The following is a 14868-nucleotide window of genomic DNA, read 5'->3' on the forward strand; positions in this document are numbered from 1 at the left end:
AAAATACTTCCGTATCGGCTATTCGCCTACAGGAGGGCATGATTATGAACCAATCCATTTTGATCGTAGAAGACGAAGAGAAGATTGCCCGACTTCTAGAGATCGAACTTGAATTTGAAGGCTATCAAGTAAGTAAAGAAAAGAACGGAATTGATGGGCTGGAGACCTATTGTAAAGGTAGTTGGGATCTAGTTTTGCTGGATATTATGATTCCCGGTATCAATGGCATCGAACTCCTTCGGAGGATTCGTAAACATGATGCGAACGTTCCTGTCATTTTATTGACGGCTAAAAGTTCCATTGCGGATAAGGTCGAGGGACTCGATTTGGGAGCCAATGACTATGTTACCAAACCTTTTGTGATCGAAGAGCTGCTTGCACGTGTAAGGGCCGCGCTCAGGGTAGGTGCAACGAAAGACATGGCTTCACAAGTAGCAGATCAATGGCTTAGTGCCGGAGATTTACGTCTTCATGAGGGTACACGTGAAGTGCTTCGGGGAGAGCACAACATTGAGCTTACGCCGCGAGAGTTTGACTTGCTCGTTCATTTACTCCGACATCAGCGGCAGGTCCTTAGTCGTGAACAATTACTGGAAAATGTATGGGGCATTGATTATATTGGTGATACCAATGTGGTCGATGTGTATATTCGCTACGTACGCAATAAAATTGACCCCACGCGCCAGCTCCCTGAGCTGATTCATACAGTGCGCGGTATTGGTTATGTTCTGAAGGAATCGTTATGAAGCTGCAGAACAAAATCCATACGTACACCTCGTTATTATTCGGGATTTTACTTGTGGCTATTAATTTCTCAGTCTATTTTCTATTCAGCCAACTTTCAATAGACAGTCGAAAAAACCAGGTAGAGGCCGCAGCAGAGAACATGATTCATGGCATTCAACGTGCTCCAGTATCCATAGCCGCTGAGGATCTGCTACGAGCCTATGTGCCTCTGGACGGCATGCTTCGTCTGATGAGACCGGAAGGCGATTTTCTTGCTCCTATCACCTCTTCATCAGAGCAGTCTCTCAGCTTGATGAATGGCGTTTTTAATGAAACACGGCAGGTTCGCATCATTACCCATGAGAGCAACCGTTATATTTTCGTATCGGTCCCCATGATTTGGTCGAATGGAGAGGTTGTCAATCTTCAGGTGACCGAAAGTCTACAATCGACGATGCAGACGCTCCAGGTACTTAGAATCGTACTTATTGCAGTCACAGGAATTGCTCTTATTCCTGTCGTCATATCGGGAAGACTGCTGGGCAGACTGATTACACATCCAATTACATCCATGATTAGCACGATGAAAGAGATTCAACGTAGCGGGAAATTCAAACGTCTTCCGCTCAATTCGTCATCACGTGACGAGCTAGTCGAAATGGGAGAAACGTTTAATGACATGATTGAATTGCTGGAGCGGAATTTCGTTCGCCAAGAACAATTCGTTTCGAATGCGTCCCATGAATTGAAAACCCCTCTAACCATTATTGAAAGTTATGCTAGTTTGCTTAAACGACGGGGATTGCAGAATCCCAATATTTTTGCCGAATCCGTTGAAGCAATCCATTCTGAGGCGATCCGAATGAAAGATATGGCAGAACAACTTCTTCTGTTGGCCAGAAACGAAGAACAATGGAATGTCGTGTTAGAACCTGTACGCTTGACCAAAGTAGGGACAGAACTGAAAGCTACATTTGAAAATGCTTTCGGCCGACAAATTCAACTGGATGTACAGACAGACTGCACTGCCTATACGGACGAGAATAAACTAAAACAACTTCTATTTATATTTTTGGATAATGCACGCAAATACAGTGACGAGCCGATACACCTGATGATTGATATTATGGGCGGTACGACTCAACCTTGCATAAGAATCACAGATCAAGGAATTGGAATTCCTGAAGAAAAGTTATCTAAAGTTTTCGACCGCTTTTATCGTGTGGACGAAGCCAGAAGCCGCGAGGAAGGTGGGGCCGGGCTAGGCTTATCATTAGCTACAGGAATTGCTCAAGCTATTCAAGCACAAATTGGGCTAGAAAGCATAGAGGGAAGCGGAACAACTGCAACGATCATCCTCCCTGCTGTTCCAAAATAATAAGCCAAAGGAGGGAAAACCGATGAAAACGATCTATGCCTGGATGATTGGAGGTACGGTAGTGGCTGTATTGATCACCATTTGCCTTTTACAGTGGCCCTGGGCACGATCGTTAGCAGCTTCGCCTTTGGAAGAAAAAGCCGTGGTCCAATCTGTATTGCATCAGTATCCTGGCGAGGTGCTCGAATCCCAACGTTTGGATAATTTTTATGTGATCAAGCTAGAACGCGCCAAAGGGAAGTACGAAATAAAAGTCAACGCCTATGATGGTGTCATCCAATCCATAAAGCGGACACAGATGTATACAGATGCAAAGCAGGAACCCCAAGATCACACGCCCGGTTCCTCAGAGCCCAGTGACCAATCAAATCCAGTCCATAAAACTGACCCGGTTTCTCTTGTCATTACAGAGAATGAAGCAGCCAAGCTTGCTGCAAAAGCAGTGAATGGAACATCCGATGACATTGAACTGCACCGCAATGACAAAGGCCTCTATTATCTTGTTGAGGTTGAGGTACAAGATGGGCGTGAGGCAGTGGTGCAGATCAATGCAGTATCTGGCTCAATCGACTCTATCACTTGGGAAAAAGAAAAACAGGATCACGACGAATCATGACGTCCTGATGATCTTGCTTATGTCTTCTCATTGTTTTCTCATGATTCTATTATGTTCCTCTCATGTTCAAGGGTTAAGCTGTATTCAAGCATACAGCTCAAGGAGGAATTATGTAATGAAAAAAAACTATACATTAGGAATAATAGCAGCCACGGTTCTGCTTGGAGTTACGGCTACAGGTGTCTCGGCAAATGCCGTATGGGCTGCTAAGCCTATAGGACTAATTGGAGCGACTACTGCTGCCAATATTGCCAAAAAAGCTGTGGGAGATCATGCGCAAGTTGAGGATGTCGAACTGGAGCGCAAGAACGGAAAAGTCTACTATGAAGTGGATCTTCAGCAAGGAGATAAAGATTGGGATATAGAGGTTGATGCTTATACTGGGAAAACCATCCGTTCCCATTCCGAGCTTGATCATGACTCGAATGACGAGTCTTCCCTTTACAAACCCAACCACGTCACTCTAACTGAAAAGCAGGCTGGACAAATTGCACTTAAGCATGTGCCTGGGAGTACCCTTCTGTCTTCTAAATTAGATAAGGAAGATGGACAGTTCATCTATGAGGTCAAGGTACTCACCAACGAAGGAACTGTTGAGCTTGAAATCCATGCATCATCTGGAGCGATCGTGGATACAGACGAAGATGATGACAACAACGATAACTAATCACCCACCATTCATGACCAGACTTGCATAATACAGTGTTAATTAAAACGGAGCAGCGAACTTTCGCTGCTCCGTTTTTTTGACTAACGTGAACAGGAAAAGAACGAGAATAGCCCATAAAACTGCACCTATTATTTCCTCATGAATAGACTGATAACTAACAGAGGATTACCTTTTTTCTTCAATTAAAAATCAAGTGAGGTTCTTATGGCGAAATCCTATACAAAAGCACAGATTCGCGAAATCACCCGTCGTTTCGGCCTGATCCCCTTAAAATCAAGCTTAGTCTCATCACTATACCGAAAGAATGCAGTAATCCAAGTAAAAACGAAAAAGGGAACTTATGCATTAAAACCCTTTAGTCGTTCAAAGATGGCTCGTTCAAATACGATTCAACAGATGGAACGAGCTGCGAGCTATATAAGGCTTTTGAAAAAGAGAAAGTATACCTATATGCCCACATGGCTCCCCACTCATTCCGGCAAGCTATGGACTTTGTATCAAGAGACGCCATTTTATGTAAGTCAGTGGATCAAAGGACGGGGACTGGAGACCGCTGAAGATTTCGAAAAACTGGGGTTGGCTCTTGCCACACTTCACGCTACATCCACCGGCTTGCATCGGATGGAGAAAGGAAAGTCCCCTCCGACCATTCAACAATTGCGGATATGGAAAAACCAAGATCGTCTTTTCCAAAAAAAAATGATAAAAATCAGCCGCCAGAATAAAGAGTACCGCAACTGGTACAACACTCATAGCAAGGACTGTAAACGTTTATCCAGACGTGCATGGAAGGATTTGCAGGACGCATCCATTATAAGACTGCTTCGGACGGAACGTCGGCACCCCTCCTTGATACACAGTGATATCACCACCCCGAATGTCATTATTTCAGATGACGGTCATCTCAAAATCATTGATTGGGATCGGGCCAAAATTGGCTCAGTTTATGCTGATTTGGCAAAGGCTCTTATGAATACGACTCAATTCAATCCTGAATTTGTGCAATCCTTGTTGAGGGGATACCAAAAACGCAAACCACTCAGCCGAACTGAGCGGAAGATTGTTACAGCTTTATATAAACTGCCACGAGAAGCTTGGCATGCTTCCCGACATCCAAATCGTTCAAGAGACCGCGAAATCCTAGACAACTGGGATCAGTCGTGGCCTCTTCGATTACAAATCATCCATATTTTGCAGGAGTGGGCCCGTGTATAAAAGAAAGTGAGGAGCAAAATGTCGATTTTATCGAATGTTGAGCAAATGTACGGAATCAAAATTCAGCGTAGCCGTCAAATGAAGGACATTCACAAGATTGAAACTGCCAATACAACTTACTGCTTAAAACCCTATAAATTCCCGGAAGAAGAGATTCGTTTTATTACACGTGTCTTGTCCTACCTGGATGAACGCGGGTTTACACGTAGCCAAAAGGTCTATCCAACCGTACAGCAAACAGCCTACATGACCTATGAAGGCGTTTCGTATACATTAACCAATTGGGTTCATGGACCCAGGCCGGAATTCACAAAAAGAATAGACTTCAAAAAGGGAATTTCTACTTTAGCCAAATTCCACACCAGTGCCGTAGGGTTTCCTGTCACGGAAGCGCCGCCTTCCAGAATCCGTTATGAAGGCTTGAGCGATGAAATAGCTGAATATAAAAAACGCCTCAGTCCTTACAAAGGCACAGCACATCTCCTAGCTCTTTGTGAAGAAGTGTTATATCGTCTACAGCAACCCAAAGTTCGAGCAGCAATCCAGCAGGAGCAAAAAGCAGCTGCATTAATACACGGTGACTATAACTATCCCAATCTGGTCAAAGACAGGCAGCTCAAAATCCATTTGATCGACTTCGAAAATTGTTCCCTACATGTAAGGATGAAGGATCTCTCCCATCTTCTTCATCGGAATTGTCTATGGAACGCGACAAAGATGCTGCGCGCGATAGAATTTTATCAACGATATCGACCGTTGAGCACTCAGGATTTGCATCTGCTTCATATGCTATTGATCTCTCCCTATCATGTGGTCCGCAACCTTAGAATAGGCGGCTTCCGTTCTGCGAAGCGAGTCATTCCATCGTTTGTGCATCTGAACAAATACCGACGTGAACTTAGATCACTGCTATAATCAGTTGGCATGGAACTAAGCAAAAAAACAGACCCGGTGATAAGGTCTGTTTTTTTGTGTTTTGACAACTAGCTAAGGAAAATCGGCATGTTACTAAACGAATCGATTTTCTGATTGTACCGGTACAACCAAAAATTTATAGCATTGTACACAGCACGCCCCCCTTTTACAATGATGCTAAGACTCAATGCTCATTTGTTTCGAGAAGAGAATTTGGCAAACTAACAATAGAGGTGACTGTACATGTACACCATGACAAAAGAAGAAATAAAAGCTTATTTGAACAGAATCGGAATTCCCGAAGTTCAGCCTCCTACCCTATCCTATTTAGTGGAGTTGCATAAGGCACATGTAAAACATCTTTCATGGCAAACGTTGGACATTTTTGCAAGAAAGCCGGCTGCCATTGGTTTTCAAGAATCTGTTCAACTCATTCTACATGGGAGAAGTGGTTATTGTTTTCATCTGAATGGTGCCTTTAGTGCGCTACTACATTCACTAGGGTACAAAGTTTCTCTGCATCATGCTGGGGTACAACCTTTAGGAGCTGAGCCTCGCATTAATTCATTTCATCTTGGATTAACAGTGAACTTGCTAAATGAGCAGCAAGAAGATGAAGTATGGATTGTAGATGTCGGACTAGGCGATATGCCATATGAGCCTCTTCCACTCCTGATGGGGACTTATGAACAAACCCCACTTCGTTATAAAGTTATGGAATCTGAAGTTGTTACTAATGGTTGGCGTTTAGAACATGACCCGCTTGCTTCATTTGTTGGCGTTGATTTTGCCCCTACGGTTGTTCAGGATTTGGAAGAATTCAGGCCGAAACATCATTTCTATAGCCGCTCCGTGGAATCTCCATGGTTTAACCTGTTTCTAATTCGGCAAAGGCAAGCATTAGAAGCGAATGAACTCAGAGGATGTATTTGGAAAAAACGTGGGCTAAACGGTTTGGAAAAAATAGAGCTGGATAAGAAGTCGCAGTGGCTGGAAGTATTGGCAGATGTATTTGGTGAGCCGCTCGTTAACTACAGTCATCAGGAACGGGACGAGTTATGGAAAAGAGTACTTGCGGCTCATATGGAATGGAAAAAAATCTTTGACTGAAGCGTTACAATAGAGAAGCTTCCTCTAATTCCTTGTTCAAAGATTCATTCATTCTTTCATAGGAATATGCACTACCTCTGTTGCCTCTGTTGCGTTGATTGGACTGCCACACAGGAAGAGCATCGCTTTGCCAGTATCCAGCCAGCTAACGCCCAAAACTTCCAGTTCCCCACGATATACCGCTCAAACTACATCTCACACCTCCAGCATTTCCGGGGAGTGCTGAAGCATTTCCAATTCCTTCACCATGTTTTCAATCAGCTTTGTGAATGAAGCCAATTCTTCCGAGCTGGAGGCCTGTTGCCGGGCACTGGCTGTTGTGGTAGCGGTCTCGGACTGCACACTGTCAAGCATACGGGCAATATCCAGCACCTTGCGCTGAATTTGCTCCTGTGCTTGCTTTGAATTAGATGCCAGCTTTCGCACTTCCTGCGCCACCACTTGAAATCCACGCCCTGCTTCTTGCGCATGGGCTGCCTCAATCGCCGCATTCAGTCCTAGCAGATGAGTCTGATCGGACAATTCTCGAATGGTACTGCTCATCTGTTCAATATGCTTAATCTCGTCACTCAATTGCAATACTAGTTCCTCTGTATTTTCCTGCGAAGAAGCAGTATTGCAGGCACTCTCCGCGATATTATCGGTATTTTCCCTAAGTTCGGCAATCATCCCCGTCAAATTTTGTGCAATTCGGGACACCACAGTCAGCATCTGCGTTTGTTCATCGGCGAGCTCGTTAATCTGCTCCTTTTCCTTTTCCTGATAAGCTTCCAGCACAAGCTGAGAATCCAGATTGAACATTTTGGAAAGAGCGTGCACAATAGAATACCAGTCCTCTATCCCCGAACGCTTTAAAATGTCTACTGCAATATCCAGATAAGCAATGTACGTACCCAAATAATAATCGGAAGACAATCCGATTCGGGAATGTACCTGCCCCACAAAAAGGCGGTGTTCGATAAACTGATCATCTATTTTCCCATCTGCAAGAGAAAGCCAGTATTCACGTTGTGTTTGCTTTAGTCGCTCAATATTCGACCATTTAGAGATAATTGACACGAGATGCGGAACCTTTTCTACATGCTCATAAAAACGGTCCACTACCTCATTTACAATAGATTGGAATAGCCCCTGATAGTGGTGCAATAAAGCCAAATCACCATCAGTAATACCAATATATTGTATCTGTTTTAATCTACTCTCAGCGACATGAATCATAAGTTCCTCCAAATAATAGTTTACATAGATTTTACATTACCATATTTATCGGCAACTTTTTAGAAAATGTTAAAAAAGCAGAAGATTGATTATGATTTTTTTCATATTAATTTCAGAAGAGTGTATAAATTCAACTCCCTAATAATACAAAAAAAGAACCCGCCAGCACCTCAAACGCTCTGTGCCTGCCGGATTCTCTTCACCATCCATTTCATTCCATAGCCTCATTCACACCATTGTTTATTTCCCCTTACCGATTCAGGAGGCTGCCTACATACCTCAATAAATCGTTGGCGCTGGCTCCAGTGTAGCCATGCTCCTCAATCAGTCGCTTAATCACCTCATTCATCCGTTTGAGCTGATTAGCATCAGGCGTTTTGGTCGAAGTTGTGATCTTCACAATATCCTTCAAATCGGCGAACAGCTTCTTTTCAATGGCTTCTCGCAGCCGATCATGATGATGATACTCAAACTTTCGCCCCTTGCGAGAATAGGCGGAAATACGGATTAATATTTCCTCACGGAATGCCTTTTTCGCATTTTCCGACACCCCGATTTGCTCCTCGATGGAGCGCATAAGCCGCTCATCCGGGTCGAGCTCCTCATCTGTGAGCGGATCGCGGATTTTCGCCCAATTGCAAAAAGCTTCGATGTTATCTAAATAGTTATCAAACAGCGTCTTGGCTGATTCTTCGAAAGAGTACACAAAGGCCTTTTGTACTTCTTTTTTCGCCAATTCATCATATTCCTTACGAGCCACCGAAATGAAATTCAGATAACGCTCCCGCTCTTCCTTGGTGATGGAAGCGTGTTGGTCTAAACCATCCTTAATGGCTCGTAAAATATCCAGAGCATTGATGGACTCCACATTTTGCTTAATCAGGGCACTGGAAATACGATTAATGACGTACCTTGGGTCTACGCCGGACATGCCTTCTTCCAGAAACTCATGTTGCATCTCCTTCAGATCGGCCTCCTTATAGCCTTCGACCTCCTCACCGTCATACATGCGCATCTTTTTAACCAGATCCATACCCTGCTTCTTGGTTTCTTTCAACCGGGTGAGCACAGAGAAAATGGCAGCCGTTCGCAGCGCATGAGGAGCGATGTGAATATGACGCATGTCACTTTGCTCAATGAGTTTGGCATAAATCTTTTCTTCCTCGGACACTTTCAGATTATAGGGAATGGGCATTACAATCATCCGCGATTGCAACGCCTCGTTCTTTTTATTCGCAATAAAGCTTTTATACTCCGATTCATTCGTGTGAGCTACGATCAATTCATCTGCACTGATGAGCGCAAACCGTCCGGCCTTGAAATTTCCCTCCTGGGTCAGAGACAATAAATTCCATAAAAATTTCTCATCGCATTTCAGCATTTCCTGAAATTCCATCAGTCCGCGATTCGCTTTATTCAGTTCTCCGTCAAATCGATAGGCGCGCGGATCAGATTCCGAACCATACTCCGTAATGGTGGAAAAGTCGATGCTGCCTGTCAAATCGGCAATATCCTGTGACTTTGGATCAGAAGGACTGAACGTACCTATGCCGATCCGGTTTTCTTCCGATATAAAGACCCGCTCCACACGCACCTTTTCGATGTCGCCATCAAATTCCGTACGCAATCTCATCTGGCAGGATGGGCACAGGTTACCTTCAATGCGTACACCCAGTTCCTTTTCAAATTCGGGACGCAACTCATGAGGAATAAGATGAAGGGGATCTTCATGCATAGGGCAGCCCTCTATAGCATACACAGCTCCCTGATCTGTTCTTGAAAACTTCTCCAGCCCACGCTTTAGCAAGGTGACCAGTGTCGATTTCCCTCCGCTAACAGGTCCCATCAAAAGAAGGATACGCTTGCGGACATCGAGCCGCCTGGCTGAGGAATGGAAGTACTCCTCCACCAGCTTCTCCAGTGCACGATCCAGCCCAAAAATCTCCTGCTCAAAAAATTTATATCGCTTATGTCCCCCAACCTCTTCTACACCAAAAGATTCAATCATTTTGTAAACCCGTGCATGAGCGGTCATCGCCGGTGTCGGGTCTTTCTTGAGTATCTCGATATACTCTCTAAAAGTGCCGTTCCAGGCCAAGCGGTTGTTCTCCGCTCGGTACTCCGCAAGGCGGTCAAAAATATTCATGCTCGGTTCCTCCCATGACTGCGTAATGACTATCCTCCACTCTTGATGATTATGGCTACACTCGTCACGCCTTTCAGGATATGATGCGATCCTCTTAAAAAAAGTGTAATACATACCTATGCAGATTGATTTCAGAATTGACCTATTTTTTGTGACAGGTCTCTACGCTTTTTCCAAAAACAAAGGGATTCACTATGTTAAAATAGACAACAACGACGCGGACCTGACGCATTATGGTACAATATAAGCTCGGAATAATGGGATAAAGGAGCGGGAGAATCCATGGCGGTTCGGCATGAGACGGAGCTGTACGCTCCAGTCAAAGCCTTCTTTGAAAATTTGGGATATGAAGTCAAAGGAGAAGTGCGTAACTGCGATTTGGTGGGAATCAAGCCAGGGCAGCAAACGCCACTGATTGTGGAGATAAAAAAGACGTTTAACCTGGCGTTAGTGTTGCAAGGTATGCAGCGCTTGAAGCTAAGCAGCAATGTATATGTAGCCGTAGAACGGAACCGTGCCAAAAAAGGGGCGGTGAATCAACGCTGGAATGAGCTGATCGGACTGTGCCGCCAGTTGGGGCTTGGCTTGCTCACCGTCACGTATTTTAAAACAAAGCCTCCGCTCGTTGAGGTGCTGTGTAAGCCCGTGGCATCTAGCGATGATGTTTACAAAACGACTGCCATTCGTCGTGGCTCGCGCAAGGAAAAGCTGCTGCGGGAATTCCACGCACGCAGCGGTGACCACAATGTCGGCGGTAGCACCCGGCGCAAGCTGGTCACTGCCTACCGGGAAAAAGCGCTGCGCGTAGCCGCTGCTTTGCAGGGCTTGGGAGAAGCCGCCCCGGCGCAGCTTGCCCGTACAGCAGCCGTCAGCGATGCTGCTGCCGTACTCCAGCGTAACTACTACGGCTGGTTTGAACGTGTAGCCCGCGGTCGCTATCGGCTGACTCCGTTCGGTGAAGCCGCCCTGAGCGAGTATGCGGAAGTGCTGCAGCAGCAGGGCATTGAAGTGGCGGGTGGAATGGCGGCAGAGTTTAACGAGAGTAGCGAGCAATTGCAGATTGCGGACGCATCCGTCGGTTACTCCACCATTGTAGCGGAAGCAGAGGATGACTGACCCTCGGATATTTATTTTGACTAGCTTCGCGCAGTAAATTCTCCGATCGTCTCACCGATTAGATTCATGCCCATAAGCAGCTGTTCTCGGCCTGGGTGGCTAAAGTTAAGGCGAATATGGGACGCACCTTCATCGCCAACCGCACACAACGCACCTGGCATAAAGGCTACACCCTTGGGTAGCGCCGCTTTGAGCAGCAAGGCGCTGTCCAGCCCAGCGGGCAATTTCACCCACACATACATCCCACCAGATGGAATATGATACGTCACATCTTTCCAAAACGGACGCTTCAGCAGCTCTAAGAGTAATTGGAGCCGAGTTGAATATTCCTTGTTCAACATTGCTAAGTGCTCGTGCCATTGAAAACGCGAGTTGGTCAGCAATTGGAACAGCAGCCGTTGGTTCATCGTACTGGATTGCACGTCAGCCAGCTGCTTCAAGGCGTACATCCCTTCAATCAGCGGCGCAGGACCAGCCGCCCAGCCAGTTCGCAGTGCAGGGGCAACTGTTTTATTAAATGAACCGATATATAGCACTTGACCACCCTGACCCGCATGATCCAGCGCGAATAGTGAGGGGTAAGCCTCTGCAAACTTTCGGCTCTGCGCATGCGGACTCTTATCATGAGTTTCGTGCTTTGTCTTAAAATGCAATTCACCGTAAGAATCGTCTTCAACGACTAACACCTCATGACGTCTACACAGATCCAAAATTTCCTGCCGTCTAGCCGCGCTCCATAAGGAGCCTGTCGGATTCGTAAACGTTGGCGTAGCAAAAAAAAGCTTGGGGCGATAACGGATCATTAAAGCTTCAAGCTTATCGGGAATAACGCCCTCCCCATCTGATTCTACAGGAACGACCTGCGCCCCTTGCATAGATAGCACCTGCAAACATCCAGGGGATGTCGGGTTCTCGACCAATACCGGATCACGCTCATCCACCATCAGCCTTACGATCAAGTCAATGGCCTGCTGGCTACCTGTGGTGAGAAGGATTTGACCTGGTGGTACTCTTACTCCTTTACGCTGTTCCCACTCTCCCGCAAGCCATGCCCGCAACGGAAAATAACCCTCCGGTTCACCATACTGGAGGGCGTCAGGGCCGGAGCCAAACACATCATGAGCCGCTTCTTCCAATAGTTTCACCGGAAACAGCTCTTGTGCGGGCAATTCTTCAGCCAAAGATATAAAGGAATGTTTTCTCGCATTTTCCCGGATATGACGCACTGGAGAAGCCAACATCGCAGCCGTTCGTGAAGCAAAGGAATATTGCATGAACATCCTCCTTCTCCTGAAAATAGTCATGATCTCCGGGCTGACGCGTCAAGCATATAACTGCTTCATCTGACGCGCATATAAGGCATAACGTTCAATCGCCTGCGCCCGGCTGGACACACCTAATTTCGCATAAATTTTACGTAAATAATTATCAATGGAGCGCCGACTAACTTCGATCTCGACAGCAATTTTGTCATATGTAATTCCCTGTACAATACGTTCCATAATAAAAACTTCGGTTTGCGTCAATTCGTCAAAAGGCTCGGAAGCCATTAACGGCATAAATGGCCAGTTTCCACAACGAATCCAATCCATCGGTAATGAAGCAAATCCTTCGCGCAAACCGTTGATCAGGTGAATTAACTGGCTCGGTGATGCCTGCTTGGATAGCATTCCATTTGCACCAAGCGAGATTAACTGCTGGAACAACGTAATATTGTCCTCATCCGTCATAATAACAATATGGCTGTCCGGAGACAAGACCCGCATTTGTGTCAAAAACGGTTCCGCCGTTCCCTCAGGCAACCTATAGTCCATTAAAATAATTTCCGGGCGAATGGAGCAAACCAGCTCCAGGCCTTCTGTGCCGGAGGAAGACATCCCTCTAACAAGCAAATCCTGCTGGTCTTCCAAAATAAGCTTTGTTCCCAGCATACTTGTAGGATGAATATCTATGATGACCACCTGCCATATTTTTCTCATATCTAAACCTCCTGATTTACAAAAAAATACATATTTAACGAAAATAATCATAAAACTAAAGAATGCTTATGTAGAAATTGCGTAAATGTGAACGTATAGGAAGCGAAAACGATTTAAGGAAATTGTATCCTAGGACTTCCTTCCGATGCAATCTCTTTTTCCAATATTTTTATATGACTATTTCGCTTTTGCGAAATAAATAGGCCCATGATAGAATTGGTACTGCAAATAAAGACTGGAAATTTGAATTTACACGGGAGTTGAAAATCGCATGCAAGCTTCACCTGAACGTCCTCCTGCCGAAGCCCGGCGGAGCAATTCAAGAAAGGGGTTGCCCGTAAAGACTTTTCTGCTATTTTGGTTCATTCTTATTATACTAGGTGCTCTCGCAACCTATCTGTATAGCAATCACTTGAAGCAGCAAATGCTAAACGAAATGCAAACCCATACAGACCAACAGATTCAGGCACTCAAATCCGACTATGAAAAGCAACTGACTGCACTTTCCAAGGAAGTTAGCGGATTGCAGGGCAAAGTTCAGTCCTTCAACGAACTACTGACCTTTACAAAGGATAATGCCAATAACAAGACCGATAATAGCAATAAACTGTATACTCAATTAAATGAAGTCAAGCAGCAACTCAATACACTTCAGAAAAAAATGGACTTGCTAAAATGAATGTAGATGCAAAGCTAGTAAACCGGTTCTTTATGTTGGCCCTTGCTCCTTTTATCGGTTTGTTAGGGTGTATTTTGTTAGTGCATCCCCCTTTGAGCTTTCCTGAATCTACATCTCCGAGTCTGCAAAAAGCCGAAATCACTCTACAAGCGCAATCAGTAGGCAAGCAGCTTGATGAAGCCAAGCAAACAGCAACGTATACCTTATCTACGATTCGCCGAACGTCTGAGATTTACAAACAAACGACCCAAACGATGAATCAGCTTGTCGTGACTGCCTCTGCGCAGTCCAAGCGACCCGCGGTTATCTATAATCGGCGCATCACTGCCAAACTGGGTGTTCCCTATTACCAGGTAGATAGCAACCGGATTACCATTGAATTGTTTAAAGTAAACCCGGGAATTTATCACGGATACGCTATGAAAGTCAAACTTAAAGATCCTAAGGCAATGAAAATGTCTTTGGGAAATGACAAGTTGGGTGGCTCAGAAACGACCATGCGTGCAGTCTTGAGACACGGAGCTATTGCTGGCATCAACGCAGGCGGCTTTGCCGATGGAGATGGCAAACGCTATCCATTAAGCACTACTGTCTTGAACGGCCGCTACCTTACTGGCTTTCAGTCGAGTTTCAAGGACTTGTCATTCGTTGGATTGAGTAACGACGGCAAGCTTATTGGGGGCAAATTTTACAATCAAGGTGCTCTTGACAGCTTAAAACCTGCCTTTGGAGCTACCTTCGTTCCCGTTCTGTTACAAAGGGGACAAAAAGTGCCTATTCCTGATAAATGGAAAGTCTCTCCCAAGCGGGCTCCACGTACAGTCATTGGCAACTATAAAGATGATCAGTTGCTCATTATTGTCGTAGACGGCTACAATGAAAGTGGGGGTTCAGGTGCAACGCTCGAAGAACTCCAAGGGAAGATGTTCAATCTGGGTGTTCAAGATGCTTATAATTTGGACGGCGGCGGTTCCTCGTCCCTTATACTAAACGGCCGAATCGTAAACAAACCGTCAGATGGTAATTTGCGTCCAGTCCCTACTCATTTTTTGTTCTATAAATAGTTAGGTGTAGTTTACTATCCAATTAAATATATGCTG

14 protein-coding genes are annotated in these 14868 nt (G+C 45.2%); 10 read left to right on the forward strand and 4 right to left on the reverse strand.

What is annotated here, in order from left to right; genetic code table 11:
• Positions 1-44 precede the first annotated feature (44 nt).
• The 7 genes from ACXHJ2_RS15455 to ACXHJ2_RS15485 all read left to right on the forward strand — a co-directional run bounded on the left by ACXHJ2_RS15455 (position 45) and on the right by ACXHJ2_RS15485 (position 6630).
• Positions 45-746 carry a response regulator transcription factor gene (locus tag ACXHJ2_RS15455; protein ID WP_165081481.1) on the forward strand — a complete coding sequence of 234 codons (702 nt, stop codon included), beginning with the start codon at positions 45-47 and terminating at the stop codon, positions 744-746.
• Entirely contained in the window at positions 743-2104 is a 1362-nt protein-coding gene (locus tag ACXHJ2_RS15460; protein WP_165081478.1) for a sensor histidine kinase, read from the forward strand. Before ACXHJ2_RS15455 ends, ACXHJ2_RS15460 begins: the two co-directional genes overlap by 4 nt.
• A gap of 22 nt (positions 2105-2126) precedes the next feature.
• Positions 2127-2720, forward strand: coding sequence for a PepSY domain-containing protein (locus ACXHJ2_RS15465; protein ID WP_165081476.1), 594 nt, complete (start codon positions 2127-2129; stop codon positions 2718-2720).
• 115 nt (positions 2721-2835) lie between these two features.
• On the forward strand, positions 2836-3387 hold the full coding sequence (locus ACXHJ2_RS15470; RefSeq protein WP_165081474.1) for a PepSY domain-containing protein: 552 nt from the start codon (positions 2836-2838) through the stop codon (positions 3385-3387).
• Positions 3388-3594: 207 nt separating this feature from the next.
• Positions 3595-4605: an aminoglycoside phosphotransferase family protein gene (locus ACXHJ2_RS15475; protein ID WP_165081472.1), complete on the forward strand. Its 1011-nt coding sequence runs from the start codon at positions 3595-3597 to the stop codon at positions 4603-4605.
• 18 nt (positions 4606-4623) lie between these two features.
• Positions 4624-5520, forward strand: a complete 897-nt coding sequence (locus ACXHJ2_RS15480; protein WP_064963896.1) for a phosphotransferase — start codon at positions 4624-4626, stop codon at positions 5518-5520.
• 243 nt (positions 5521-5763) lie between these two features.
• On the forward strand, positions 5764-6630 hold the full coding sequence (locus ACXHJ2_RS15485) for an arylamine N-acetyltransferase family protein (protein WP_025676396.1): 867 nt from the start codon (positions 5764-5766) through the stop codon (positions 6628-6630).
• Between the two features lie 195 nt (positions 6631-6825).
• Here the strand turns inward: ACXHJ2_RS15485 and ACXHJ2_RS15490 are convergent, their stop codons facing one another.
• Entirely contained in the window at positions 6826-7848 is a 1023-nt protein-coding gene (locus ACXHJ2_RS15490; protein WP_165081470.1) for a globin-coupled sensor protein, read from the reverse strand.
• Between the two features lie 250 nt (positions 7849-8098).
• Complete coding sequence (locus ACXHJ2_RS15495) at positions 8099-9994, reverse strand: PrkA family serine protein kinase (protein ID WP_013370145.1); 1896 nt, start codon at positions 9992-9994, stop codon at positions 8099-8101.
• Positions 9995-10276: 282 nt separating this feature from the next.
• Here ACXHJ2_RS15495 and ACXHJ2_RS15500 point away from each other — a divergent pair, with 282 nt between their 5' ends.
• Complete coding sequence (locus ACXHJ2_RS15500) at positions 10277-11110, forward strand: DUF2161 domain-containing phosphodiesterase (RefSeq protein ID WP_165081468.1); 834 nt, start codon at positions 10277-10279, stop codon at positions 11108-11110.
• A gap of 20 nt (positions 11111-11130) precedes the next feature.
• Here ACXHJ2_RS15500 and ACXHJ2_RS15505 read toward each other — a convergent pair whose 3' ends face one another.
• Positions 11131-12384 carry an aminotransferase-like domain-containing protein gene (locus ACXHJ2_RS15505; RefSeq protein ID WP_013370142.1) on the reverse strand — a complete coding sequence of 418 codons (1254 nt, stop codon included), beginning with the start codon at positions 12382-12384 and terminating at the stop codon, positions 11131-11133.
• A 48-nt stretch (positions 12385-12432) separates the two neighbouring features.
• Complete coding sequence (locus ACXHJ2_RS15510) at positions 12433-13089, reverse strand: response regulator transcription factor (RefSeq protein ID WP_165081466.1); 657 nt, start codon at positions 13087-13089, stop codon at positions 12433-12435.
• Between the two features lie 271 nt (positions 13090-13360).
• On the opposite strand from ACXHJ2_RS15510, the gene ACXHJ2_RS15515 reads away from it, so the two are divergent.
• Together ACXHJ2_RS15515 and ACXHJ2_RS15520 are read left to right on the forward strand one after the other, a co-directional pair.
• Positions 13361-13768 carry a hypothetical protein gene (locus ACXHJ2_RS15515; protein WP_013370140.1) on the forward strand — a complete coding sequence of 136 codons (408 nt, stop codon included), beginning with the start codon at positions 13361-13363 and terminating at the stop codon, positions 13766-13768.
• Positions 13765-14832, forward strand: a complete 1068-nt coding sequence (locus ACXHJ2_RS15520) for a phosphodiester glycosidase family protein (RefSeq protein WP_165081464.1) — start codon at positions 13765-13767, stop codon at positions 14830-14832. The genes ACXHJ2_RS15515 and ACXHJ2_RS15520 overlap by 4 nt, the downstream gene beginning before the upstream one ends.
• Positions 14833-14868: the final 36 nt, after the last annotated feature.

It is taken from the genome of Paenibacillus sp. ALE3 (assembly GCF_054113405.1).